Source organism: Bacteroidales bacterium, from assembly GCA_022647615.1.
In the GTDB taxonomy this organism is placed as follows: Bacteria; Bacteroidota; Bacteroidia; order Bacteroidales; family UBA932; genus Egerieousia.
Window position 1 is genome coordinate 308564 of record JALCKZ010000001.1, and the last position, 25854, is coordinate 334417.

Annotated in this window: 21 protein-coding genes, 1 tRNA gene and 1 pseudogene; 10 read left to right on the forward strand and 13 right to left on the reverse strand. The window is 40.4% G+C overall.

The features are described from left to right. Positions 1-61: 61 nt before the first annotated feature. Together LKM37_01325 and LKM37_01330 are read right to left on the reverse strand one after the other, a co-directional pair. Positions 62-814: a hypothetical protein gene (locus LKM37_01325; GenBank protein MCI1719662.1), complete on the reverse strand. Its 753-nt coding sequence runs from the start codon at positions 812-814 to the stop codon at positions 62-64. A gap of 71 nt (positions 815-885) precedes the next feature. Further along, the gene (locus tag LKM37_01330) at positions 886-2019 is read right to left on the reverse strand and encodes a hypothetical protein (protein ID MCI1719663.1); all 1134 of its coding nucleotides are present in this window, start codon (positions 2017-2019) and stop codon (positions 886-888) included. A 129-nt stretch (positions 2020-2148) separates the two neighbouring features. Between LKM37_01330 and LKM37_01335 the strand changes: the two genes are divergently transcribed. Continuing rightward, positions 2149-2222, forward strand: a tRNA-Asn gene (locus LKM37_01335). 116 nt (positions 2223-2338) lie between these two features. Here the strand turns inward: LKM37_01335 and LKM37_01340 are convergent. The 3 genes from LKM37_01340 to LKM37_01350 all read right to left on the reverse strand — a co-directional run bounded on the left by LKM37_01340 (position 2339) and on the right by LKM37_01350 (position 7533). Next, complete coding sequence (locus LKM37_01340) at positions 2339-3178, reverse strand: hypothetical protein (GenBank protein ID MCI1719664.1); 840 nt, start codon at positions 3176-3178, stop codon at positions 2339-2341. Between the two features lie 179 nt (positions 3179-3357). Then, on the reverse strand, positions 3358-4548 hold the full coding sequence (locus LKM37_01345; protein MCI1719665.1) for a hypothetical protein: 1191 nt from the start codon (positions 4546-4548) through the stop codon (positions 3358-3360). 162 nt (positions 4549-4710) lie between these two features. Continuing rightward, on the reverse strand, positions 4711-7533 hold the full coding sequence (locus LKM37_01350) for an insulinase family protein (protein ID MCI1719666.1): 2823 nt from the start codon (positions 7531-7533) through the stop codon (positions 4711-4713). A gap of 151 nt (positions 7534-7684) precedes the next feature. Here LKM37_01350 and LKM37_01355 point away from each other — a divergent pair, with 151 nt between their 5' ends. From LKM37_01355 to LKM37_01375, 5 genes and pseudogenes are all read left to right on the forward strand, one after another. Then, entirely contained in the window at positions 7685-8404 is a 720-nt protein-coding gene (locus tag LKM37_01355) for an SIMPL domain-containing protein (GenBank protein ID MCI1719667.1), read from the forward strand. A 197-nt stretch (positions 8405-8601) separates the two neighbouring features. Continuing rightward, complete coding sequence (gene rpsF, locus LKM37_01360) at positions 8602-8997, forward strand: 30S ribosomal protein S6 (GenBank protein ID MCI1719668.1); 396 nt, start codon at positions 8602-8604, stop codon at positions 8995-8997. A 17-nt stretch (positions 8998-9014) separates the two neighbouring features. Then, entirely contained in the window at positions 9015-9293 is a 279-nt protein-coding gene (gene rpsR / locus LKM37_01365) for a 30S ribosomal protein S18 (GenBank protein MCI1719669.1), read from the forward strand. A gap of 15 nt (positions 9294-9308) precedes the next feature. After that, positions 9309-9722, forward strand: a pseudogene (gene rplI / locus LKM37_01370) (50S ribosomal protein L9). A gap of 249 nt (positions 9723-9971) precedes the next feature. Continuing rightward, a complete protein-coding gene (locus LKM37_01375) occupies positions 9972-10568 on the forward strand; it encodes a lipocalin family protein (protein ID MCI1719670.1) in 597 nt (198 codons plus the stop codon). Positions 10569-10646: 78 nt separating this feature from the next. On the opposite strand, the gene LKM37_01380 is transcribed toward LKM37_01375, so the two are convergent. From LKM37_01380 to LKM37_01395, 4 genes are all read right to left on the reverse strand, one after another. After that, a complete protein-coding gene (locus LKM37_01380; protein ID MCI1719671.1) occupies positions 10647-11105 on the reverse strand; it encodes a hypothetical protein in 459 nt (152 codons plus the stop codon). Between the two features lie 29 nt (positions 11106-11134). Then, a complete protein-coding gene (locus LKM37_01385; protein ID MCI1719672.1) occupies positions 11135-12595 on the reverse strand; it encodes an aminoacyl-histidine dipeptidase in 1461 nt (486 codons plus the stop codon). Positions 12596-12656: 61 nt separating this feature from the next. Further along, a complete protein-coding gene (locus LKM37_01390; GenBank protein MCI1719673.1) occupies positions 12657-13766 on the reverse strand; it encodes a DUF4831 family protein in 1110 nt (369 codons plus the stop codon). Between the two features lie 73 nt (positions 13767-13839). Beyond that, on the reverse strand, positions 13840-14763 hold the full coding sequence (locus tag LKM37_01395; protein MCI1719674.1) for a lysophospholipid acyltransferase family protein: 924 nt from the start codon (positions 14761-14763) through the stop codon (positions 13840-13842). A 113-nt stretch (positions 14764-14876) separates the two neighbouring features. On the opposite strand from LKM37_01395, the gene LKM37_01400 reads away from it, so the two are divergent. The 3 genes from LKM37_01400 to LKM37_01410 all read left to right on the forward strand — a co-directional run bounded on the left by LKM37_01400 (position 14877) and on the right by LKM37_01410 (position 18817). After that, positions 14877-16454, forward strand: a complete 1578-nt coding sequence (locus LKM37_01400) for a peptide MFS transporter (GenBank protein ID MCI1719675.1) — start codon at positions 14877-14879, stop codon at positions 16452-16454. A gap of 69 nt (positions 16455-16523) precedes the next feature. After that, positions 16524-17861 (forward strand): glycosyltransferase family 2 protein, encoded by a 1338-nt coding sequence (locus tag LKM37_01405; protein MCI1719676.1) that lies wholly within the window; start codon positions 16524-16526, stop codon positions 17859-17861. 521 nt (positions 17862-18382) lie between these two features. Further along, positions 18383-18817: a lactoylglutathione lyase gene (locus LKM37_01410; GenBank protein MCI1719677.1), complete on the forward strand. Its 435-nt coding sequence runs from the start codon at positions 18383-18385 to the stop codon at positions 18815-18817. A 256-nt stretch (positions 18818-19073) separates the two neighbouring features. On the opposite strand, the gene LKM37_01415 is transcribed toward LKM37_01410, so the two are convergent. Next, positions 19074-19403 carry a hypothetical protein gene (locus tag LKM37_01415; GenBank protein ID MCI1719678.1) on the reverse strand — a complete coding sequence of 110 codons (330 nt, stop codon included), beginning with the start codon at positions 19401-19403 and terminating at the stop codon, positions 19074-19076. A 187-nt stretch (positions 19404-19590) separates the two neighbouring features. Between LKM37_01415 and LKM37_01420 the strand changes: the two genes are divergently transcribed. Beyond that, on the forward strand, positions 19591-20217 hold the full coding sequence (locus LKM37_01420) for a transposase (protein ID MCI1719679.1): 627 nt from the start codon (positions 19591-19593) through the stop codon (positions 20215-20217). A gap of 724 nt (positions 20218-20941) precedes the next feature. Here LKM37_01420 and LKM37_01425 read toward each other — a convergent pair. From LKM37_01425 to LKM37_01435, 3 genes are all read right to left on the reverse strand, one after another. Further along, positions 20942-21229, reverse strand: coding sequence for a hypothetical protein (locus LKM37_01425; GenBank protein ID MCI1719680.1), 288 nt, complete (start codon positions 21227-21229; stop codon positions 20942-20944). Between the two features lie 292 nt (positions 21230-21521). Beyond that, a complete protein-coding gene (locus tag LKM37_01430; GenBank protein MCI1719681.1) occupies positions 21522-24680 on the reverse strand; it encodes an efflux RND transporter permease subunit in 3159 nt (1052 codons plus the stop codon). A 66-nt stretch (positions 24681-24746) separates the two neighbouring features. Continuing rightward, positions 24747-25814, reverse strand: a complete 1068-nt coding sequence (locus LKM37_01435; GenBank protein MCI1719682.1) for an efflux RND transporter periplasmic adaptor subunit — start codon at positions 25812-25814, stop codon at positions 24747-24749. Positions 25815-25854: the final 40 nt, after the last annotated feature.

A 25854-nucleotide genomic window follows, 5' to 3' on the forward strand; every position in this document is an offset into this window, starting at 1 on the left:
TTTAGGCTGCGGCTGAGCCGGCTGCGGCGGAATATTTAAATTTTTATAGTCTAATCGTAGATTATAGATTGTAATGAATAACGCGCAGCTCATCCGCGTTATACAACAGATGCTCCAGCACAGGCTTCAGCGGCTCGCGCAACGCATAAACAACCAACGCAAGCACCACAACCGCGGCAACACCATACCCGAAGTATTTTAAGTATTTAAGAATCTTTGCATTACGCAGCTTCCTCTCTGCCTGGAGCTGCTGTTCCTCTTCCTTCTGTCTCTTGGCCCACGCATCAGCTTTAGCCTTTGCTTTAGCTTTTTCCTCCTCTGCTTTTGCAAGCTCCTCAGCACGTTTTTTCTCACGCTCTACAGCATCTTCCGCACTCTCCGTCTCCCCCTCGGCCGCAGAATTTTTAACTGCGCTCCAGTCCTTAGAAGCCTCCTTCTCTCCAACAACTTTTGCTTTGGAAGCATTTGCCTCTTTCTCAGCGACAGTTGTAAATATCTCTGCTATAGACTCTTTAGCGCTCTCATCCTGGCCCTCTATATCTTTCACAACTTTTGCGCGCGGTTTGCCGTCCAAACCAATTTCTTGTTTTTCATCCTCAATTAGCTCTCCCCTTCTTCTTCTCTCAGCAATCTCCTCTGCTGCATGTTTCTCTTTCTCAATTCTTTCAGCCTCAGCCCTTGCTGCCTCCTCCTGCTCCTTTTGCTGTTGAACTTTTTGCGCATCCTGCCACAGTTTCTGCTCCGCTTTTTTCTCCGACTCTGCAATCTGCTGCGCCTCAAGCCTTTTCTTAAGTTCAATCTCTTCAGGAGACAACTCCTCGTCACTTGCAGCTTCTTCAGCACTTGCAGCACCGGACTTTGTAACTACGTTAACCTCAACATTATTTACATCGCCGCCTTTGCATTAAGGCCTATCGCACCTACAGCGCTCTGAGCATCTTCAACTCCGCCAGCTTTAGCAGCTCCCGATTTTTTCTCGCTTTCTTCATCTTCTATCTCAACAGCCTTATGCTCAACTTCATACTTTCCATTATCGCCAAGCACGACAACCTCTGTTGCCTCTGACTGCAACGGTTTTCCAAACACATAAGAATGTCCTCCAAGAACACCTGCACTTGGAATGAATTTATCTGTTCTCTCTGCTGAATTATCTGACTCAACAGGATTTTGTTTCTTGGTAAAATGAAGAACTTCAGCCTCTTTTTTTATAGGGTGCGGCTCCTCATTTTCTACACTATCGGCAACATCATCTGAATGTCCGGAATCTACAATCACAGTTCCCTTAATAGTATCGTCAACCCTCTTTGCGGCAGGTGCAATTGCAGCAGGGGCAATCTTGTAAACATCTGCTACAGAACTAATTTCACGAGCGATTGTCTTTTCTTCATCAATAGCATCTTCATCTTTTGCTTCGCTCTCATTATTGAATTCATAATCAATAGGAGGCTGTTCAACCTTTGCAAATTCAGGACTGTGCTCTGGAGCGCCAAAATCCTCTATGGTCCCGCTTACGCTCTTTTCCGTACTGCCCAAAATATTAACAGCATCTCCATGGTCCTTAGACTCTTGCTTAGCTCCATCTCCGCTGCGGGAATCTATTTTCTCAACCTTAAAGCTATCCAATCCAAAACTATCGGGAGACAAATTCAAACTCCCGGCTGTTTCAAAATTATATTTGAAATCATCTCCAAAGATTATTTTTCCAAGCCCGTCAATTGAAAAAGCCTTATTATCTATTAGGCTGGTTTTTACGGAATTAACAAATTCAGCAACTTCTTTCCTTCCCTCTTCCAAAGTTATTCCTTTTGCAGAAGAATATTCATCCTCCAGCAACCCGTCATTGTCCACATCAAAACTATTAAAGACTATTTTCCTATACGGAGGGGCAATGACAGAACCGTCCGGAGAAAATCCGGCAGGCACATCCTCTACCTCCAAAGAACCCATCATTGGCAAAGAGACCTTGCCATTTTGCATTATAATTCTTTTGAGCAGTTGAGATATAAGACTTAAATCCATATAATTGACATTTTACACCTAGACGGTCGCGGGCAAAGTTACTCTATTTTTGCCATTTTACTTAAAAGATTTGGAACTTCTTTAAAAAAACTATACTTTTGTACCCCTCAAAGAGAGAGGATAATATTTTCCTGAATAGCTCAGTTGGTTAGAGCACCTGACTGTTAATCAGGGGGTCGCAGGTTCAAGTCCTGCTTCAGGAGCAAAAAACGCCGGCAACATAATTGCCGGCGTTTTTTATATCAGTCAGTTTCAAACTATTCATTCTGCTGGTTTCAAGCCGTTTACAACAGCCTAATTCAAGCAAACAACACCTCAGCTATCTTATCTTTGTAGGGTCATCTATTCCTCTCTTAATACCCAAAAATTTGCAAAGGCGGGCCCTAAATGAGCGTCTATTCTTAAGTCTCTCTGCATTATACAGAGCACCCATTCCAACCTGGGCATAATCCCATCCTCTTATCTTACAATACTCCACAACAATGGCCGCAACAACAAGAGGACTGCACCCTAAATTTGCCAGATCGCTTGTAAACTGAAGCCTGGAATGTGTCCTAAAATTAGAACGATTTACATCTATAAGAGCAAAATGAAATTTCCCGTCTATCACTTTATAAAGAATGTTCTCCTTGTTGTAATCATTGTGAGTGACATGATGCTTATGCAAATCCACGCAATAGGCCGCAAAAGCATAGATAAACTCCTTTAAAACAGATATTTTGCTTGGGTCCTTATCATAGAAATCCAAATTCATAAGTTCCCCTATAGACCTGTAATCTGTATATAAGCAAACATAATAACCGGTATGAAAAATCCCGTGCAAAGACATCTCCATATAGCCCACAGGCTCCGGGGTTTCAAAGCCCATATTCAACAACCTAAGAGAATATTCATAAGAACGCTTGGCCTTTGTGGGTCTTAAGAAAGTATAGACAAACCTGTTAAATTCAGTCGGTTTCTTAAATTTCTTAACCACAAATTTAACTCCATCAATAGTTACGCTCTCAACCGTATTACGATAATTGCGGTATATCTTATCGGGATTGTAATCATGCCTCCAAATATTATTGATAAATGGCGCAAATTTCTCATACTTCGGGTTGATAACAACCTTGGTTATTTTCATTTTGCTCTCTTTATTACAATTATCAGAATCCATGTCAATATCTTTTTTAAGAAGTAACTTTTGATAAATATACTGCAAAAATTTGGCCGACAGTACATTCCTTGGAGTTTTGGAACAAAAGAAAAGGATTACAGACAATTATCGCGACAGTTATGCAGCACAAAAAAAAGCCGCTTGAAACAAGCGGCTTTTTTTATATCAAATTATCGTAATTATTCGATAACGACGCAACGGTTAAGTCTGTTTGTCTTAGAGCTGTATTTATCAGTTCCGCCGATAGACTGTTTAACCAGTTTATCCTTGCTGATACCATACTTGTTAACAAGTAGATCATAAACCTTATTCATTCTGTCAACACCTAGCTTATCATTGATCTTCTTAGAACCAGTTGCGCTGTCAGCGCTGCCTGTAACTGTGAATGTATGATTAGAATCAACCTTCATAGCGTTCTTTACATAGAAATCAAGATTCATTAGCTGAGTCTCATCAAGAGTAGATTTGCCAAGAGGGAAGAACAAAGCAACTGGAGTAGCTGACTTTGTGTTCTCACCGTTAACAACAACCTCTTTTGCAGGGCGATTGTTAGCATCGTTCAAATCCTTCTGAAGTTGATTGTTCTTAGCGTTAGCAGCTGCAAGAGCATCGTTAAGATCCTTAATCTTATTGTTATAAGGAGTCAAATCAGTAGCTGAATGAGCGCGAGAGAAATCTCTTACTCTGAACTGATAAGCAAGACCTAGAGAAACTGTTGCAAAATACTCCTGACGAGATTTGTAAGCCTCTCCGTCCCATCTCTGGTTAACATAAGTCTGGCTAAGATCTAGAGTGATGTCCAAAGCCTTAGCTACGCGGAACATGTTGTAGATACCAGCTGTAGCAGCTAGTTCCCAATTGCCATGTCTAGGAGAATGTTTTGCAGATGCATAAGCAGCGCCGCCGCCTACGTAAGGAGCGATATCCCAAAATCTATCTGAGCGGTATCCGCTGATAGCATTGGAAATGTTCCACATAATGTCTGCACGTGCATAAGACATGTTGAACTCCTGTTTGTAACCATTGTCCTGAGTTCCATTAGCATAAGCGCTGTTCTTGTTAGAAGTCCAGCCTCTCTGAGAAAGACCATTGTAAGACAATCTAACACCAACACATGGAGTAATCCATTTTCCAATATAAGCGTTTAAAGCAGGAGCTAATCTCTTGCTGAAATCAGCATTCAAATCTTCCTCGCCCTGGTAGTAGTTAACACCACCGCCAACTCCAAGGAAAACATTGTCAAAGAAACGATTGGTCTCATAAGGACCTCTCTTTGTCTGTGCCTCTGTTCCTTTAACTGACTGAGCAGCAACTGAAGAAACAGCGAATGCGCAAACTGCAACTGTCAAAAATAATTTCTTAAAGTTCATTTTAAAAAAATTTTAGTTTATAAATAGTTTCAATTTTTAATATCTAACTCACTCAAATATACCTCATTACATCTTTTTAGGGGTATATCCTCATGGCTGCAAAGGTAGGATTATTTTTCCAAATTCAAAACAATCCAAACGCTTTTGGTGCCTGAAAATGACCTATTTCCTCTTAGGGTTCATTACAATCTCCGTTCTATTCTTGTTATTCACAAGCAATTGCGCCATTTTTTGGACTGTTTCCTTTGTTACGTTTTTGTTAATCAAAGCATCAGAATCAGTCATATCCTTGCCCCAGGAGTAGTATTCTTCTATAAGATTCATAAAATATGAAATTCGTTTCATATTTTCCGGAATATTTTTCTTAAAACTTTCAATCGTCTTTGTAAGTTCCTCATCTGTAGGGCCATTAGCTGCCAAATCTTCTATGCCTTTATGTACCTTTTCTATCAGACCTTTTGACTTTTCATACTGAGTCTGGAATGTAACATTGAAATTGTAACGTTCATTGGCGCCCAAAGAAATATACCCGTCTACGGAAGGGCTGTATGTTCCGCCATTTTCCTCTCTCAAGCTAGCTATATATCTCATTTCCAAGATATAAGTCATTGCCTTCAATTGAATTGCGTTGTCTTTTGTATTCTGCAGAGAACCTGTATAGTATATGGCCGCAGAGGTCTGAGGGTTCTTCATATCAAACTCAAATACATCTTCATGCATTCCGGGAGCCATGTACATATTATGATTTACAAACTTGCGCGCAACCTTTGATTTTACAGGAAGAGCGCCTAAATACTTCTCTACAAAAGGTTTAATAACCTCCGGTTTAAAGTCACCTGCAATATAAATCTCACTGCCGGCAGCGTCACTGAACAACATATCAAGACCTTTCTTAATATTTGCAGCGCTAACCTTGTCAAGAAGGTCTTTCCCAAAGAAGAAAAATCTTGGACTATTATTATTCAAAGCTCTTTCATTCTCCTCAGAGAAACGGAAATCAGGATTGCTGCCCAAATTTGAAGCTATGGACTTCATTTGAGACATGCTGTTTTCAAATTCAGCGGCATCGCATCTTGGCTCAGTATAGTATAGATAAGCAAGTTGCATCATTGTCTCAAAATCTTTTGTAGAGCCGCCGCCAATAATTCCGCTTGTCAAAGGACCTACCGTATTCCCGACAGATACATTTTTGCCTGCGAGAATCTTGTCAAGCTTGCTTTGGCTGAACTTGGAAACACCTGCATTTTGCTGGTAAAATGCTATAACATTCTCCTCAAAACTTGGAAGGACTTCCATTGGCAAAATAGACTTTCCACCCTTTTGCTCTAATCTAAATTGGATAGCATCTTTCTGTATATCTGTTGGATAAAGATGTACCTTAAGACCGTTACTTAAAGTCCATGTCTTTGAACCGGCAAAACCGGCCTCTTCTTTTTTAACTTTTCCACCTTTGATAGCTGCTGCATTAAGCAGAGGCTCATTGACTGCATTTGCTGCAAGCGGTTTAACCTCAGCAGCATAACCATCATTATAAGATGACAGAACTTCTGCATCTGTCGGGACCTTAACACCATCTTTCTTAGGGCAAGTGTAAAGAATAATATTATTCTCCTTTGTTATCAAACTCTTTATCATCATGTTAAGCTGCTGCAATGTAATTTGGGGAACGTATTGTTTTACAACCTCGTTCTCGTATACAGGATCTACATACGGTTCCTGCTCTAGAAAATAATTAACATATTGCATAGCCAGTTGTCCGTTTGTTCTTGTTGCTGCTTTGTCTGCAGCAGATTGATAACCTCTTAACAGGTTGGTTTTTGCACGGTCTAGTTCATCTTGAGTAAAGCCATACTGGCCAGCCTGGCGAATAAGTTTTACAAGCTCTTTTACAGTTGCCAAACCATTACCCTCTTTTGGCAGAGCATAAAAATACGCACCGTCCATAATGGTTGCAAATTGTGCATAATCGGCACCGGCCGCTGAGAAGACAGAACCCGGCTCTTTTGCAGCATCAGAAAATCTCTCACTTAACATGCTGGTCATCAAATCTTTGCTTAGATTAAGCGCAAGATACAAGCCAAGCGGCTTATACTGATTTGGAATAGGCTCCTGCTTAATAATAATATTTACGCTAGTTGAGCTTGTCTCAGGATCTGAGAAAACATTTACAAGAGGCTCCTTATTATCAGGAACTTTTATAGTCTCTTTAACAGGAGCATTCTCTTTCTTCGGGATGACATTGAACAACTCTTTAATTTTGTTCTCTACATAATTTACATCAACATCTCCTGTTACAATAATTGCCTGATTAGCAGGATAATACCATGTCTGGTAAAAAGAGACAAGTTCTTTTGGATCAAAGCCAAGAATGCACTTGTCATCACCAATGACATTGCAATCTGCATATTTTGTCCCTTTATACAAGACTTTCATTTGAGATTCCGACTGACGTCTTTGTGCAGAATTTCCGCTGCGCCACTCCTCTACTATGACCCCTCTCTCTTTCTCAATCTCTGAAGGATCATTCTTTACAAAATGAGCATCATTTTGCAAAATTACCAAAGCGGTGTCTATCATGGCCTTACGCTCTGTAGGAATTGCCTGTAGAACGTAAACTGTTTGTTCAACGCCGGTCATTGCATTTATATTGGCACCAAAAACAAGACCGTTCTTTTCCAAATAGGACATCATTGTGTTGCCCGGGAAATCTTTATTTCCGTTAAAGCACATGTGCTCAAGGAAATGTGCAAGTCCCCTCTGAGCCGGTGTCTCATTAATTGCACCTACATTGGTAGCAATATAAAACTCTGCTCTGTGTTCTGGATTCGCGTTATGTCTTATTATATAGGTAAGCCCGTTATCCAGGTGCCCTACTCTGACAAGACTATCCAGCTTAATTGGATCCTGAGGGTTAAGCAACATGCTCTGCCCAAAAGAAACTGTCGCGATGCAAACAGCAAGCAACAGTGTAAATAATTTTCTCATATCAGTTATTTTGAATTAAAAATTGCAATTTTACACTCCAGATTTTACGTCTGGTCTTAAATTTGATATAACCCTTTACAAAAATAGTGCTAATTAGCGAAAAATAAAATTTTTATAAATAATATAAATAACTAGAGTAAAAAGATATAGCATGAAAAAAATTTATTTCATTTCTCTTGCAGCCGCAGCAGCTTGTACGGCATTATTGGCAGGCAGCATAAAATCTTATGCGCAGGACAACAATAAGCAAAATTACGTAGAGGTTCAGACAAGATGCGAGAGGGAAATCACTCCCGATGAGATTTACATGAGCATCACAATTAATGAGAAAGACAGCAAGGGCAAAGTAACGGTTGAGCAGCAGGAAAGGAAAATGATAGCAGCTCTCAAAGGGGTAGGAATAGATGTGGAGAAAAACCTTACCGTAGATGACATGAACAGCGACCTTCAAAAATATTTCCTAAAGAGGGATGCCATACTTGCCTCAAAATCATATACTTTGAAGGTTAAAGATGCCGCAGAGCTAGGAAAATCTTTTAAGGCCTTAAATGATGCCGGCATATCTGATGTTAATCTAGACAAAGCCCAGGTGTCACAAGAGCTTCAGGAAAAGACTAAAAATGAGCTTTATGCAGAGGCGGCAAAGAAGTCAAAGGAGAATGCAAGGACTATTGTAGAGACCGTAGGCGGAAAAGTTGGCAAAGTAATTTATGCACAGACATATAACTCTTATCAAAGAGCATATTCCAACATTGCCCTGATGAGCAAGGCCATGGCAGTGGATAATGAAGCTCCGCAAGAGGAGACATCCCTGCAAATGGATAAAACCACGGTTTCAGTAACAGTTACAATGAGATTTGCAATTGAATAAACTGACCGTGCTAAACAGAAAATGTAGATTTCTAGCATATTACTCATAGAAAAATTGCATTTTCGCAATAAATAATTATCTTTGCAGCCCGCTTTTGGAAGTGTGCAAACTCTCCTCCGGCGGGCTGTACTGCATCTAGGCATTTTTACCTAGTGCCGCAGCAAACAAAAAAATTAACAATAAAAAATTAACACAAGATGTTAAAGAGTTATGAAACCGTTTTCATTGCAACTCCCGTTTTATCTGAACCACAGATGAAGGAAACGGTGTCCAAGTACATCTCTTTGATTAAAGAGAACAAGGGCGAAGTTGTATATGAAGAGGATTGGGGGCTTAAGAAATTAGCTTACCCTATCCAGAAAAAAACATCAGGTTTTTATCACCTGGTAGAATTCAAAGCAGAGCCTTCTTTTGTAGAGACATTAGAGACTCAGTATCGCCGTGATGAGAGAATCATCAGATTTTTGACGTTCGCGATGGATAAATACGCCGTTGCATACGCAGAAAGAAGAAGAGCAAACAGGGCTGCCAAGAAGAACGAAGCTCCTAAGGCAGAGAAACCTGCAGCTAAGGAAGAAAAAACTAACGAGTAATTTGGAGGGATATAATTATGGCAAATAAAGTAGAAGAAAATGCAGATATCCGTTATCTAAATCCGGTTACTGTAGAAGTTAAAAAGAAAAAGTATTGCCGCTTTAAGAAAGCAGGCATCAAGTACATCGATTATAAAGATGCAGAATTTTTGAAGAGATTTCTTAACGAGCAGGGAAAAATTCTTCCTCGCCGTTTGACCGGAACCTCTCTAAAGTTCCAGAAAAAAGTGGCTCAGGCTGTTAAGCGTGCTCGTCACCTTGCCCTGCTGCCTTATGTAACAGACTTGTTGAAATAATAAGGAGGAGAGAAGATGGAAGTAATTTTGAAAGAAGATGTCCGCAAAGTTGGACACAAAGATGACCTTGTAAAGGTAAAGAACGGATACGCTAATAACTATCTGATTCCTAACGGTCTTGCTATTGCAGCAACTGAGTCTGCAAAAAAAGTTCTTGCAGAGAACACAAAACAAAGAGCTCATAAAGAGGCTAAGCTTGTTGCAGATGCAACAGCTCTTGCAGAGAAGCTTAATGTTGTTAAAGTTACAATACCTACTAAGGTAAGTGCAACTGGAAAAATCTATGGTTCTGTAAATAACATTCAAGTTGCAGATGCACTTGCAAAGCAGGGCTTTGAGGTTGACAGAAGAAAAATTGAAATCAAGGATGCAGATAAAGTTACGGAGATTGGAGTTTATGAGGCAAAGATTGATGTATATAAAAATGTGTATGCTTCTGTAAAAGTAGAAGTTGTAGATGAAGAGGGAAAGGTTAAAGAGGTTGTTAAAGAGGCAGCTCCTGCAAAAGTAAAGAAGGAGAAGAAGGTTGCTGAGAAACCTGCTGAGGCAGAGGGAGATGCAAAGGCTGAAAAGAGCGACAAGAAAGCAGAGAAGAAAGAGAAGGGAGAGAAAAAAGAGAAAGACGTAAAGCCTGCAGAAGCTAAAGCTGAAGAGACTAAATAATTTAATGTAATTATTATGAGGAAGTTTTTAACTGTTTTAGCTGTAGCCGTTGTTGCATGCGTTGCGTGCAAAAATACTACACCTGGAGAGTACACCGGCTGGGTTGTAAAATCCGGCAATGATACTCTGGTTGTAAAAGCTCTTTTGAGCGATTCTACTCAGACTTTCCTTATTGCAAAAGCGGATCTTAATGATGCAAATGGAATGATAGAGGGTTCTCCTGTTGTTGTTGATTATGTCGGCAAGGTTAAACCTGTAATTGAAGCTACAAAAGTTGCATGTGACCCAACCTATGCAAAAGCTATTGGTTCATGGACACATGTTGCAGCCGGTATGCCTGATTCTTTGAAAGAGGGAGTTGAGCTAATGGTTGGCGGAGAAGCAAAATCAATCAACATGGCTACGCTTGTTTATTCAAAGTGGGAGCTTGCGGGTCCTGCAAATAAAGTTATTCTTCACGTTAAGAGTATTGGAAATGGTGTTCAGTTTGATACTACTGAGAATGCAACAATTTCCGAGGTTAACGGACAGTTGACTTTAGCTCTTGATGGTACTGAAGTAACCTATACAAAAGAGGCTCCGGCACCTGCAGCAGAATCAGTTGCAAAGTAATAACTTGCTACAGAATATAGACTAGCAAAAAAGCCGCTCATAAAATGAGCGGCTTTTTTTGACGTACAGGTTTGCCAATTATTTCTTAGCAACCTTTTTCTTAGGAGCGGCTTTCTTTGCAACAGGTTTCTTAGCGGCTTTTTTAGGAGCAGCTTTCTTAACAACCTTCTTTGCAACCTTCTTAGGGGCAGCCTTCTTAACAACCTTCTTAGCGGCTTTCTTAGGAGCAGCCTTCTTTGCAACCTTCTTAGGGGCAGCTTTCTTTGCTACAACTTTCTTTGCAGCTTTTGCAGGCATAGCCTTAGCAGCTACTTTCTTCTTAGGGGCAGCTTTCTTTTTAGGAGCAGCCTTCTTTGCAACCTTCTTTGCAGTAGCCTTCTTAGGGGCAGCTTTCTTAGGAGCAACTTTCTTTACCGCTTTCTTAGCAGGTTTTTTGGCAGCTTTCTTAGGAGCAGCCTTCTTTACAGTTTTCTTAGGAGCAGCTTTCTTTGCTACTTTCTTTGTGGCTTTCTTAGCCGTTGCTTTTTTTGTTACCATAATATAAAATTGTTTTAAAATGTTAGTGCCTACTTTTTAACTGGCGCGTTCTCTACAAGGGCGCATAGATACTTCCACAATTTTCCCACGCTTTCTATATTTACTCTCTCATCAGGTGAGTGAGGAGAGAAAATTGTAGGTCCAAATGATATCATATCCCACTTTGGATATGCTTGCCCAAGAATACCGCACTCAAGTCCTGCATGAATAGCAACAACTTTTGCCTCCTTTCCAAACTGTTTCTTGTAAATTTCTTTTGCCTCCTTTAATATAGGAGAGTTCATGTCCAGCTGCCATCCGGAATATGCTCCGCTGCACTCAAACTTTGCTCCGGCAAGTTCAAACACGGCTCTCATATCCTCAGCAAGATCAAACTTTTCACTATCAATAGAACTTCTCATTAGAGAATGAATAAGTATAGTGTTCTTTTCTTGCTTTACAATTGCCATGTTGTTAGATGTCTCAACAAAATTAGGGACAGTATCACACATTCTGTAAACTCCATTAGGACAAGAATATATAGCTCTTACAACATTAAGAGCAGTATCTTTCTTTATTGCAGGATTCTTCTCTTTTACGTTAGAGGTAGAAATCTTAAGATCTTTGTCTGTGTACTGATATTCAAATTTTACCTCTTTGAATACTTTGCTAATAAGAGCAGCTGCTTTTCTTGCAGACTTAGAAGGAATAGCTACTACTGCATAAGCATCCCTCGGAATTGAATTTCTAATACTTCCGCCGGAAATTTCTACAAGACGGACATTCAAATCTCTAAGAAGAGGAAGAAGAACTCTTGCAAGTACTTTGTTTGCGTTAGCTCTGTAAAGAATAATATCCATTCCGGAGTGTCCGCCAACCAAGCCGCCTACAACAATTTTCTTGTAAGCATAACCGGCCGGAACTTTCTCTGTCGTGAACTTAAAAGTAGCAGTACCGTCAAGTCCGCCTGCGCAACCAACATAAAGTTCGCCTTCTGTTTCTGAATCTAGATTGATAAGAATATCGCCCTTAAGCAGTCCCGGTTTCAAAGCTCTTGCACCGGTCATTCCTGTCTCCTCATCTACTGTAAACAAAGCCTCTAGCGGGCCGTGTTTCAATGTCTTAGAAGAAAGAACGGCAAGTGCGGAAGCAACTCCCAAACCATCATCTGCTCCAAGCGTAGTACCTGTTGCATAAAGAAGATCTCCTACAACTCTTGTCTTAATAGGATCAGTTTCAAAATTATGTTTAACATCTGGATTCTTTTGAGGAACCATGTCAAGGTGAGCTTGCATAATCAGACCTGCTCTCTTCTCCATCCCTTTTGTTGCAGGCTTGCGGATAATAACATTACCAATCTTATCCTTGAAAGTTTCAAGTCCAAGTTTCTTTCCATAGTTGTAAGCAAAGTCAACAGCCTTGCTCTCTTTCTTAGAAGGACGAGGCACTTGATTTAGCTCATGAAATATGGACCAAACTTCTTTTGGCTCCAAATCTAATATTGTTTTCATACTATAAGTCTTTAATATATTATTGTAATTTATTTTTATCCCGACAGATATTTTTCACAGGTTATTTTCCGGCAGCAACATCCAGAGGGAAGTATAAAATCTTTCCAAACTGGTAAACCGGAATCCTGCGCTGAGCTAGAACCTTCTGACCATCAATCAATTTCGCCATCACAATAACAGGGGTTCTATAAGCCACCTTTCCTTTTGAAGCGGCAGCAGCTTCATTCAAATCCACCGCCTCTATCTTCTGGTCAAGAACAGAAAGCTCCAGGTAAATCGGACGTCCGCTCATATTATCAGCCGGAAGAATACCTTGAGTATCCGACATTCTAAAAGCAACATAAGTTTGCTTTGCGTTCTTTGCTTTTGGTACAACATCGTAACTTGCTCTCTCCACATTGACAACTTGAGCGCCGGTAAACAAAGAGGTGTAATCTTTATCCAGCTTGTTAATTTCTTTTAACGCATCACCAAGAGCGGCGCCGCTATAATTTGCATCCGTCTCTCCGGTAAGAATATCTATTCTCTTTTGTCTCAACTTAAAAATAAGTTCCGCCGTCTCCGCTGCTTTCTGCTCAAGAGTCTTCTCAACTATCTGAGTCTGAGGCACTGCCACTTTTTCTATTTCTCCGCTTGCATTCTTCACGCTCTTGTAAAGTTTAGCAGTATCCCTTTGAAGATTAGAGACAGCCTGAACGTTATCAGACCATGAAGATGAAATTTCAGAAGGAAAAGTAAACGGAACAGAACCGGAAGAATAATAACCTGGAGCTACTATCAAACCTTGAGAACAAAACGCTAAAAAATTCGCGCCTGCAGTTTTTGAATTTCCAATATTAACCGCAACACTCGCAGAAGGATCAGCCTCTACGCTTGGAGAAATTTCTATGCTCGCGATAGAATAATTTTCTGAATTATTTCTGCTTGCATCTATGCCCAAATATTTTTTTGAATAAGATGCAAACGGACCTGCGGCAAAAGACACATGAGAAACTGAAACTAAAATATTAATGGAAGTTTCTGGTAGAGAGTAAATTACCGCACCCTGTGGAACAGGGTCTCCATCCTTTAGGACTTGAGCTTGTGCGGTTGTAAAAAATGAAAGAGCTGTAAAAAGCAAAATCAGATTTTTTATATTCCGCAACTTCTTATCTACAATTTTTATCTTCAAAATTGTGACCGATTAATTACGATGCAATTATAAGAATTATTTTTTTAAGTTGTATAACTATTTCAAAATTAATTTACTTGCAACGCAAAATAGAAACGTTTTTCTTCCAGCGTCTGTGACTCCACAACCAATTGACTTTATTTTTTTTGATATCGCTCTCCAAAAGTTCAGCATATTTTTTTGTAATAAATCCATGCTCTTCCTTTGAGCCATCTTCCGTAATTGTTGAAAAATGTATAGAATATTTTCCTCTGGAAATTCTGTCAATTCCAAGATAGACAACAGCCATTGCCATTTTAACAGCCACAAACTCAGGGCCTTGCAGCATCTGCGTTGGCTGGTTTAAAAAATTCACAACAAGGTTATTATCACCAAGCGCATTCTGGTCTGCTATCATTATGAAGGTAGCTTTCTCCTCTTTGTCTCTTAAAATTTTTCTTATCACCTGATGTGATTCTATCATCTCCCCTTTTGATTGAAACTTGCGATACTCATGCATTCTTATTTTTTTAAAAACTGCATCGGAAATTTTATTCTTCGCTCTTTTGTAAACCATGTAAAGCGGATAAGAAGAGAAACTGTCGGGAGTTCTATGAGAATTAAGACCACACATTCCGCTCACAAGTTCCCAGTTGCCGAGATGCCCCATCACTATAAGAACTTTGTTGTGCTTTGCAATAAGCGCATCTACAACTTCAGGATTTTCCGCATGCGCCACGCGACAAATAGCGGCATCGGAATGTGCTAAATCCCAGATGGTTTCAAATAGGACATCACTCATGAAACGATAATAGTTGTGAACAAGCTTGCGGATTTCCTTATACTTGAGTTCCGGAAAACTGCGGGACATGTTTACGGTAATTGTAGTGAACCTGTACCTTGTGATGTGCTCCAAAATGAAGGAGGTTATATCTGAGAAAAAATAGTGAACTCTTAATGGTAGAAGAGATATCAGATATAAAAGAATGTATCTTATTTCTGCAAGAAATTTTGCCATGTTTATCTAACGGAACCTAGTTTCAACAAATATAACACATTATTTTGTAAATGTTTAACGGCTCTGCCGATAATTTAATATCTTTGTGTAGCAAAAACTAAAACTGAAATTATATGTTTAAAAATCATCCTAAAGGACTTTTGGCGGCTGCGCTAAGCAATATGGGAGAACGCTTCGGCTACTACATTATGAACGCAGTGCTAACTTTGTTCCTATGCTCTAAATTTGGATTGAGCGATGAGAACGGCGGACTCATCTATTCAATTTTTTACGCAGGCATCTATGTCATGTCACTTGTAGGCGGTCTGATTGCTGACCACAAACAGAATTACAAAGGGACCATTATGACGGGACTTGTTATCATGGCATCCGGGTATGTTCTTCTGTCTATACCAATTATGGCTACACCTACAAACACAGCCATCCTTCTTGCAGGCACATGTTTTGCCCTATTCCTAATTGCCTTTGGCAATGGACTTTTCAAAGGAAATTTGCAGGCAATCGTGGGCCAGATGTATGACAACTTTGAGGCGGAAGCTGCAAAGAAAGGTCCTGAAGAATTGAAGAAAGCAAAAGCCCAGAGAGATCCTGGTTTCCAAATTTTCTATGTATTCATTAATATAGGCGGACTTGTAGCTCCATTTATTGCTCCGCTTCTTAGAAGCTGGTGGTTAAAAGTAAACGGACTTGTTTACAATTCCCAGCTTCCCGCACTTTGCCACCAATACATAAATGAGGGTGCGCAAATGGCAGGAGAAAAAATGGCTAATCTTCATCAGCTGATTAATACTGTAAATGTTGGAGGCGCTGCAACTGATAATCTTTCAGCATTTTGCACACATTATCTAGATGTATTCAATACGGGAGTTCACTACTCTTTTATTGCTTCCGTTATTGCAATGATGATATCTCTTGTAATATTTATCGCTACTAAGAAGACGTTCCCTAACCCTTCTAAGAAAGAGGCTAAGGTTACTACAAATTACTCAGCAGAAGAGAAGGCTGCAATGGCAAAGGAAATCAAACAGAGAATGTACGCTTTGTTTGCTGTTCTTGGAATTGTAATTTTCTTCTGGTTCTCTTTCCATCAGAACGGTGCGTCTCTTTCTCTTTTTGCAAGGGACTTTGTTAATACAAGCACTATTGCTCCTGAAATATGGCAGGCTGTCAATCCATTCTTTGTAATTGCACTGACTCCGCTTATTATGTTATTGTTCAGCCATTTAGCAAAGAAGAACAAACAAATTTCCACGCCAAGAAAAATTGCGATAGGAATGGGAATCGCCGGTACGGCTTATCTGTTCTTGTCCCTAGTTTCCTTTGCACATGGTTATCCATCAGCAACAGCTTTTAGAGATTTAGGAGTTGCAACTCAGGAATCCATGAAGGCAGGTCCTTGGGTTTTGATTGTCACATATTTCTTCTTGACAGTTGCAGAACTGTTCATCTCTCCTCTTGGACTTAGCTTTGTTTCAAAGGTTGCCCCTAAAAATTTGCAGGGTATCTGCCAGGGACTTTGGCTTGGCGCTACAGCCGTTGGCAACTTGTTCTTGTGGATTGGACCTAAGATGTACAACCATCTTGGACTTGGCTATTGCTGGGGAGTATTCTTGCTGCTATGCCTGATTTCCATGAGCGTAATGTTTGGAATGGTCAAGTGGCTGGAAAGAACTACCGGCGAGGCAAAATAAATTTCGGAGCTGAAGAGCTGGCTTAAAGAAAGAGCCGGCATTAATTCGGAAATGAAAGAGCTGGCATAAATGAAAAAAGTTGCCGTAGTAATATTAAATTGGAACGGCAAGTCCTTCTTACAGAAGTACTTGCCGCCCCTTTTATTGAGCGTAAAGGAACATCTTTCAAACGCTGAAAGTTCCGCAAACGCAAACGCTGAAAGTTCCGCAAACGCAAATGCTGAAATTTCCGCAAACGCAGATGCTGAATTTTCCAACAAGGCAAATTCTGAAAGTTTTGGCAAAGTAAATTCTCCGACGGACTCTTATGCTGTTTCTGTGATTGTCGCGGACAACGGTTCAACAGATGGTTCTGAAGAATTTGTCCGTACAGTTGAAGGCGTCGGGTATATCCCTCTTGGAAAAAACTGGGGATTCCCGGGCGGTTACAACAGAGCTTTTAAACAAATTTACGCAGATTACTACGTCCTTTTAAATTCTGATATTTTGACTCCCGACGGCTGGTTGAATCCGCTGTTTAATTTTATGGAGGCCCACAAAGAGGCGGGAGTTTGTCAGCCAAAAATGCTCTCGCTCACAAGACATCTGGAAATAATTGAAGAATCTGTCGGGAGCAAAAAAAATAACTTAGCAGAGGCAGAAAAAAACAGACTGCCAAATATTGAAAAGCTTAATCCAGCAGAGGAGAAGAAAGAAGTCTTTGAGTATGCGGGAGCGGCCGGCGGATTTATTGACAGATGGGGATTTCCTTTCTGCCGCGGAAGGATTCTTTCTAGTGTGGAAGAGGATAGCGGGCAATACAATGATCCACGCAAAATCTTCTGGGCATCAGGAGCTTGCATGATGGTACGCAGCACGCTTTACCACAGGCTCGGAGGGCTGGACGAGAGTTTTTTTGCACACATGGAGGAGATTGATTTTTGCTGGAGAGCTGCACTGATGGGGAGTCAGATTTGGGCAGTACCGGAGAGTTATGTGTATCACTTGGGAGGAGGGACGCTGCCAAATAATTCTCCACGCAAACTTTATCTTAATTACCGAAATAATTTGTTGATGCTGCGGAAAAATTTACCGGAGCCAAGGGGCGGGATAAAATTATTCGGACGTACTTTTAGATTATTCAGCATACGCGGGTCCAGATTGCTCATCCGTAAATTCTTGGACGGACTTTCTGCAATCGCGTACATCCTGCAAGGTAAATTTTCTTACTGCGGCGCAGTATGGAAGGCACATAGGGACTATGGAAAAATGAAGCGCGCACTTAAGCCTTCTCCCCGCTTGGACGGACTCCGCGGACCAAACGGAAAATCCTGCCGCTCAATTTATTGCGTAAACGGAGTATATCCGCACAGCATCATCCGCAAATTCTTCTGCGGATGCAGAAAGTTCTCAGATTTAAGATTCTAGGACCGGCAAGATTCTTCCTGCGGTTCTTCAAGGTTCTTTTTTCCATGCTTGGAAATTTAACAATACCCGCGCGCCACGTGGCGCGCTAGCGTAGATGACATGCAGTTATGCAGCTTCATCACATCCACGTAACTGCTTGATCTGGAGTAGTCTGGGGCGGCGCTGTAAGTCAGACAGTTACAGAATATGTCTTTTTTAAAAAAGGAATCTTTCGTAACATGCTGAAGGCCAGCTCCCCCTAGGAGTACACCCAGCGAAACCACTCACTCACTTATCTATCTGACTCCTTTTCTTCCTTTTTATTAACTTGCACAACTGAATCCATGTTGGATAGCACTTGAAGTATATCTTCATGTTGAATTGTAATGAAGTGTATCCTGGTCTTTTATAACACCTACGTGGAATGGGATCTTGAGTGGAGTTGGATCGAGTTGGATAACACCTAAGTGGAGTTGGATCTTGAGTGGAGTTGGATAACACCTGATTAAACTTTTGTAAGTGAAACTTTTAAATATCACACAATGGAACATACAAAAATCACAAAAATTGCGGCACGCTTTGACCACATGAACATAGACGTTTCCAACCTTGAACGCAGTATTGAATTTTATGATAAAGCGCTTGGACTGAAAGAAGTTGGACATCGTATTGTAGCTCCCGACGGCTCCTTCATAATCGTTTATCTTGGTGAGATGGTGGAAGAACAAGCAGGAAAAGACAATAATACATATAGCGGTTTCCGCCTGGAACTTACATGGTTACGGGCACATGCAAACAGACCTTATGAACTTGGAGAAAATGAGACTCACTTGTGTGTTCGCGTCCCAGGAGATTATGACAAGACACGTGAATATCACCGCGCCATGGGTTGCATTTGCTATGAAAATGAGGCAATGGGGTTGTACTTTATTCATGACCCTGATGATTACTGGATTGAGGTTTTGCCTTTGAAGTAATTATTCACAAATCAGCTATTTCCAATTCCGGAAAAGATTTGTACGGATTGGCTTGCTTTTTACGATGTTGCTTTTTTCTTCCTCGCAATTCAACATGATATTTTTTGATTTCCGGAAAAGATTTGTACGGATTGGCTTGCTTTTTACGATGTTGCTTTTTCTTTCCTCTCAATTCACGTGAGATTTTTTGATTTCCGGAAAAGATTTGTACGGATTGGCTTGCTTTTTACGATGTTGCTTTTTTCTTCCTCGCAATTCACGTGATATTTTTTGATTTCCGGAAAAGATTTGTACGGATTTGCTTGCTTTTTACGGTGATGCTTTTTTCTTCCTCGCGATCCACGTGAGATTTTTCCTTTTCCGGAAAAGATTTGTACGGATTGGCTTGCTTTTTACGATGTTGCTTTTTCTTTCCTTGCAATTCAGTGAGATTTTTCTTTTTCTGGAAAAGATTTGTACGGATTGGCTTGCTTTTTACGGTGATGCTTTTTTCTTCCTCGCGATCCACGTGAGATTTTTCCTTTTCCGGAAAAGATTTGTACGGATTGGCTTGCTTTTTACGATGTTGCTTTTTCTTTCCTCTCAATTCACATGAGATTTTTTGATTTCCGGAAAAGATTTGTACGAATTGGCTTGCTTTTTACGATGTTGCTTTTTTCTTGTTTTTGAGCTTACGCGTTTGTTTGCTGTCACCCAGGTAAATTGTATGTTTTTACTTGATAATTAATACTTTAGCTGTTTATTTTGTGGAAAGATTTTACAAAATAAATATTATGGAGACAACAAGAAATACCTGCACTACCGGGGACTGCAACGTTTACCATGTGATGCTAAGAGGAGTGGATGGCAAGCCTCTTTTTTTAAAGGATGCAGATTATAGGAAATTTTTATTTCTGCTTAACAAGAGGCTGAATGAATTTAGTGCATCGCTCTATGGATTTGTACTGATGACAAATCATGTACATTTGCTTATGAAGTGTTATGATATAAAATCTTTAATCAATGTATTAACTAACGGATATACAGGATATTTCGTTAATACGTACAAACAATATTCTGCTCTGTTTGGAACTCCAAAAATTATTGAAAAACCGTCTGAGGAATTTATGGGAGAAAATCTTTGGTACATTTTAAATAATCCTGTGAAAGAAGGTATGAGTAAAACCCCTGGCGGCTATAAATACAGTTCATACCTATTTTACACTAGGCGAAAAACAAAAATATCAAGTCTAATAAATGTAGATTGTAGTTTTGTTAAGGAGCACTATCAATCTATGTCTGAGCTAAATGAGGATTTAAAAGAGGATTTGAGGAGGAGTAAGTCTAAAAAGAAGTTTAGGAAATCCTATGGTCTAAAATATAATGGATGGAATAAGTGGAGAATGGGCAGTAAACAGTAAGCAGTAAGTAGTGAGTAGTAAGCAGTGGGTAGTAAGTAGTGAGTAGTGGGTAGTAAGCAGTGGGTAGTAAGCAGTGGGTAGTAAGCAGTGGGTAGTAAGCAGTGGGTAGTAAGCAGTGGGTAGTAAGTAGTGGGTAGTAAGTAGTGGGTAGTAAGCAGTGGGTAGTAAGCAGTGGGTAGTAAGCAGTGGGTAGTAAGCAGTGGGTAGTATTATGCCGGGTGTACTCCTAGGGGGAGCTGGCCTTCAACATGTTACGAAAGATTCCTTTTTTAAAAAAGACATATTCTGCAACTGTCTGACTTACAGCGCCACCCCAGACTACTCCAGATCAAGCAGTTACAGAAACATGATAGCACGCATGCAACAACCTTATTACAAGCCGTATACATGTATAGTAAATGTGAGACACAATTGCCACAAAACTGCATGCTTGCTATACTGGCATGCAGAGCATTCCAAAGAAAAACTGCATGCTTGCTATGCTCGCATGCAGAGCATTCCAAAGAAAAACTGCATGCTTGCTATACTGGCATGCAGAGCATTCCAAAGAAAACTGCATGCTTGCTATGCTCGCATGCAGAGCATTCCGCCACAAAGCGGCGTAATGCATTGTGGTTTACGTGGCTGCCGCCACGAGGAGGCAGCGCGCCACGTGGCGCGCGGGCAATAAAAAAGAGAAGCAAATTTGCTTCTCTTTTTTATTGCCTTGTGTTTTCCAATGCCCCTACTCGTCCACGGTCCAGGTGAAGACACGTAGTCCAAGGGCGGGAAATTGTGAATCTAAGTCCAGAAGACGTTTCTTTAAATCGGCCACGTCTGCATCTGGAGCAAAGATTAAAATAGAGGAATTCATGGTTGGCCATGCGTGGCTTCCATAGTGCGGTTCGCCATTTATGCTGCCGCGTCCGCGGACTTGCGCCCAGTTTGTAAATCCCTTAATGTTAGTCTTTTCCAAGAGTGCAAGGATTGCATCATAATGAGCCTCATTAAATGTTGTAAATATTGCTTTCATGTAATTGTCAATTTTTAAATTTTAAAGATTTTTCAAAATCTTATTCCAAAATCTTATTCCAAAATCTTATTCCAAAATCTTATTCCAAAATCTTATTCCAAAATCTTATTCCAAAATCTTATTCCAAAATCTTATTCCAAAATCTTATTCCAAAATCTTATTCCAAAATCTTATTCCAAAATCTTATTCCAAAATCTTATTCTAAAATCTTATTCTAAAATCTTCATTCCAAAATCCCATTCCAAAATCTTATTCCAAAATCCCATTCTAAAATCTTATTCCAAAATCTTCATTAAGCATTGGGTTCCGGGACGGAAACTTTTGCGGCTTCTAGGGCCTTGATGCGTTTTTTATCTTTTTTCCTTTGGTGTTTAACTCCGTTGCCGGCAAAGATTGCATAAACTGTCGGGACCAAAACCAAGGTAATTACAGTGGAGACACTTAAGCCCCATGCTACTGTAAGTCCCATGCCTTTCCACATCTCTGAGCCTTCACCTGTTCCTGCTGCAAGAGGAATCATACCCAGCACTGTTGTTAATGTTGTCATAAGAACGGGTCTTAGTCTGGAGTGTCCCGCCGTTACAACTGCCTGAGTGATACCCATTCCGCGCTCTCTTTGCAGGTTGGTATAGTCCACAAGCACAATACCGTTTTTAACAACAATACCAATTAGCATGATGACACCAATCATGGCCATGACGCTCATTGGCGTTCCGGTGATGGCGAGTCCTATGACTACTCCAACAAACGCAAACGGTACCGCCATCATTATAACAAACGGATAGGTAAGCGATTCAAACTGCGCAGCCATTACAATGAATACCAGCAAGACAATTAGAATCAACAAAGTGAACAAATCGGAATACATATCTTTCTGATCCTCATAAGTTCCTCCGACTTGCCAAGATATTCCGGCAGGGAAATGCACATTGTTTAACTTTTGCTGAATACCATTTAGCAAATCACTGGAAGCCATTCCCTTTGGAAGTGCGGCAGTTACGGAGATATATCTTTGTCTGTCTTTTCTCTCAATCGTAGGAGGTGTCATCTCTTCTTCAACCTTACCTAACTCTCTGATTTTTATTCCTTTACCCTGAGAGTTATATACTGTGATATTTTCAATATCCTCTACGGATTGTCTGTACTCAGGAGCATATCTGACTTTAATATCATACTCATCACCTTCCTCTCTAAATTCAGAAGCAGTAGCGCCGTTAATTCTGTTCCTTAAGTATTGTGAAACAGTAGCGGTATTCAAACCGTTAATTGCAACTTTCTCTCTATCCAGGTTTACTCTGTACTCAGGAGTGTATGCATCCCTGCTGACCAAAACCTGCTGAACACCTTTGAATGATTTGAACTGCTTTACAACTTCCTGTGCGGCAGCATCTGTAGCGTTAAAATCATATCCGTAAATATCAATCTCAACACCTTGCTGTCCTCCCATGCCTCCCTGCTGTCCTCCTGCAATTACCTGTGATTTACGTATTTGCGGATACTTTGCAAGTTCATTTCTTAACACATCTGAAAGTTCTGTAAGCCCCCTCTTTCTCTTCTCAACGCTGCAAAGACGGATGTTGAAATTTATAATATTTGTACCGTTGCTCTGCAAGGAAGCAAACAAATTGTCGCTGTCCGCCGTACCTTCAGAAACTGAATTCACCTCAATCTCAGGCTCCAGCTTCATGAATCTTTGCTGAAGCATAAGGGCAAAGTCTCTTGTAATTTCTTGTCTTGTCCCGACAGGTAATTCCACCTTTACGGAAATTCTGGCATTATCCTGCTGCGGGAAAAATTCGCTCTTAATAAACGGACCGCAGATAGCAAGCACGCCAACAAAAATTCCTGTCGCGATGAAAACAACTTGTCTTCTGTGATGAACAGCCCAGTCCAGCAGCTTAGCATATCCTCTATTTAAAGCATTGAGTCCCTTATCAATAGGAGTGAACAGCGCCTCATGTAATTTAGTCTTTTTGTTTTTAAGCCTTAACATCTGAGAACACATCATTGGAGTAAGAGCAAGTGCGCACAACAATGATACAACCATAATGATGCTGACCATCCAGCCAAGCTGCCTGAACATAATTCCGCTCAATCCGCTAATCATGGTTAAAGGCAAGAAGACGGCAAGTACTGTAAGTGTGGATGCCACAACGGAAAGCGCAACCTCATTGGTAGCATAAACCGCCGCCTGCTTTGGAGAACTTCCCCGTTCTATGTGGGTGGTCACGTTCTCCAACACCACTATCGCATCATCCACCACCATTCCAATCGCAATTGACAGTGAACTCATTGAGATGATATTCAGCGTGTTACCCGTAGCAAGCAAATAAGCCATAGACGCCAGCAAAGAGACAGGTATGGTAGTAATGATTATCAAAGTTGCCCTCCATCTTCCCAAGAAGACAAAGACAACAAGCATAACCAAAGCAAGAGTAATGAAAATAGTCTCTTTCAAACTCCCGATAGTTCTTACAATGTTATCTGACGTATTTACAATTTCACCAATCTTAACGTCAGAAGGAAGAGTGCTTTCTATTTGAGGAAGCATCTTCTCTACCTGCCTTGCAATTTCCACAGAGTTAGCGCCGGTCTGCTTTTGAATTACAATCATTCCACCCTTCTTTCCGCTGATATAACTCTCTTGCGAACGCTCCTCCATTCCATCAACAACCCTTGCAACATCCTTTAAATAAACGGTTCTGCCGCCATAGCTGCCAACAACAATATTCTCCATCTCCTGCGCGGAACCAAATTCTTTTTGCACTCTTAGGGAATAGTTGTTTGAGCCAATATCTATTGAGCCGGCAGGCATATTCAAATTTTCTGTGCCTATTATGCTCGCGATAGATTCTATTGGAATATTGTATGCATCCAGTTTGTAAGGATCGCAATAAACTTTTATCTCTCTCTTTGGAACGCCCATGATAGAAACGGAGCCAACGCCCGGAGTTCTTGCCAGCGTATTTACAACCTTGTCATCCAACAATTTATACAAACCAGGCATGCTCTCTTTAGCAGTAACAGAGAGAACTATGATAGGAATATCATCAGATGAAAATTTAAAAATTATCGGGTTTCCCGCAGCATCAGGCAAGGAGGATTTTACCATCTCCAGTTTATCTCTGATATCATTTGTTGCAACATCAATATCTCTTCCATACTTAAACTCGCATGTTACAACAGAGATATTCTCTCTAGACTGGGAAGTTAAATGCTTAAGATAACTCACGCTATTAAGAGTATTCTCAATTGGCTTGGTTACATTACTTTCTATATCTGAAGCACTTGCACCTGCATAAGAGGTCATAACCATAATGGAATTACTCTCTATATGCGGATACAAATCTATGGGCAGCTTTGTAAAAGCAAAGATTCCCAAGATTGCTATGGCCACAAATATCAGCGCGGTGGAAATTGGATTCTTAACCGCCGATGAATATAAACTCATATTAAATAATTATTTTCATTAAACTTTAAATGCCGTCATCATTGCCGCGGCTTGCAATACTCAACTCTACTCTTCAAATTTGTCGGGAGTAAAAGATGCAGGCTCTCCCTCCTTTGCATTTACCTTCTCTCCGTTATTTACAACGCTCTGTCCCTCAACTATTACCTCATCTCCCTCAGTAAGTCCGCTCTTAACTTCATACAATTTTCCAAACTGCCTTCCAAGGTCAACTTTCTTATAAACAACCTTTCCGTCAACAACTGTATAAACATAACGGTCGCCGCTGCCAATTTGCTTAACAACAGAAACATCAGGAACAACTACATGATGCTCTTTTCCATAATTAAATGTAACTCTTGCAAACATACCCGGACGTACGCGCTCATTCTGATTTTCTATAGTAATCTCAACCGGGAAAGTTCTGCTTGTTGCATCAACAGAAGGATATACCAGATGCACCTTACCTTTAAACACCTCATTCCCAAACACATCCAGCTGCACATCCACATTCATTCCTTTTTTAATACTGTTAAACAGCTCCTCGGAAACATTAACTTTAATCTTCACAGGACGAATTTGATCAACGGTAAACAAAGGCTGTCCGCCAAGATTAAACATATCTCCCTGATCATAATTTCTTGCAACAACAACACCTGAAATCGGGCTAATCAAATATGTGTTCTCAGCCAAATTCTGATAGTTGGACAAAGAGACATCATAAGCCATCTTGCGCGCGTCATAATCTGATTTTGAGGTGCCTCCAACTTCATACAGCTGCTTAGAACGCTCAAACTCCTGCTTGTTATTTTGCATCTGAAGTTTTGCCTGGGTAAGAGAAGCCGCATCCATTATCGCCAATCTCTGTCCGCGGGCAACATGATCTCCAACCTCAACAAAAATTCTCTGAATTCTTGCACCCATCTTTGGAGAGATATTATTTGTATTGTATCCCTCTACCGTGCCGGTAAAAGTTTCTATCTGGTCAACATCCTGAGCAGAAATCTTTGTAACGGTAACATCCTGTACCTTAAGAGAATCAGCTTGTGCAGCAGCCTTATCTTTCTTGCTCTGCCCGCAAGAAGAAGCCCCTGCCATCACAGCTCCAAAAAGCGCAATGGCAGCAAGAAAATTCATGTAATCTTTTGTATGCATATTATTATATTTTTTATTTTTT

Coding starts and splice junctions, on each gene's coding strand:
- LKM37_01405 (MCI1719676.1), top strand. CDS start 16,524: ATGAAAAAAGTTGCCGTAGTAATATTAAATTGGAACGGCAAGTCCTTC.
- LKM37_01410 (MCI1719677.1), top strand. CDS start 18,383: ATGGAACATACAAAAATCACAAAAATTGCGGCACGCTTTGACCACATG.
- LKM37_01395 (MCI1719674.1), bottom strand. CDS start 14,763: ATGGCAAAATTTCTTGCAGAAATAAGATACATTCTTTTATATCTGATA.
- LKM37_01340 (MCI1719664.1), bottom strand. CDS start 3,178: ATGGATTCTGATAATTGTAATAAAGAGAGCAAAATGAAAATAACCAAG.
- LKM37_01350 (MCI1719666.1), bottom strand. CDS start 7,533: ATGAGAAAATTATTTACACTGTTGCTTGCTGTTTGCATCGCGACAGTT.
- LKM37_01380 (MCI1719671.1), bottom strand. CDS start 11,105: ATGGTAACAAAAAAAGCAACGGCTAAGAAAGCCACAAAGAAAGTAGCA.
- LKM37_01355 (MCI1719667.1), top strand. CDS start 7,685: ATGAAAAAAATTTATTTCATTTCTCTTGCAGCCGCAGCAGCTTGTACG.
- LKM37_01400 (MCI1719675.1), top strand. CDS start 14,877: ATGTTTAAAAATCATCCTAAAGGACTTTTGGCGGCTGCGCTAAGCAAT.
- LKM37_01435 (MCI1719682.1), bottom strand. CDS start 25,814: ATGAATTTTCTTGCTGCCATTGCGCTTTTTGGAGCTGTGATGGCAGGG.
- rpsR (MCI1719669.1), top strand. CDS start 9,015: ATGGCAAATAAAGTAGAAGAAAATGCAGATATCCGTTATCTAAATCCG.
- LKM37_01345 (MCI1719665.1), bottom strand. CDS start 4,548: ATGAACTTTAAGAAATTATTTTTGACAGTTGCAGTTTGCGCATTCGCT.
- LKM37_01375 (MCI1719670.1), top strand. CDS start 9,972: ATGAGGAAGTTTTTAACTGTTTTAGCTGTAGCCGTTGTTGCATGCGTT.
- LKM37_01430 (MCI1719681.1), bottom strand. CDS start 24,680: ATGAGTTTATATTCATCGGCGGTTAAGAATCCAATTTCCACCGCGCTG.
- rpsF (MCI1719668.1), top strand. CDS start 8,602: ATGTTAAAGAGTTATGAAACCGTTTTCATTGCAACTCCCGTTTTATCT.
- LKM37_01385 (MCI1719672.1), bottom strand. CDS start 12,595: ATGAAAACAATATTAGATTTGGAGCCAAAAGAAGTTTGGTCCATATTT.
- LKM37_01420 (MCI1719679.1), top strand. CDS start 19,591: ATGGAGACAACAAGAAATACCTGCACTACCGGGGACTGCAACGTTTAC.
- LKM37_01425 (MCI1719680.1), bottom strand. CDS start 21,229: ATGAAAGCAATATTTACAACATTTAATGAGGCTCATTATGATGCAATC.
- LKM37_01330 (MCI1719663.1), bottom strand. CDS start 2,019: ATGGATTTAAGTCTTATATCTCAACTGCTCAAAAGAATTATAATGCAA.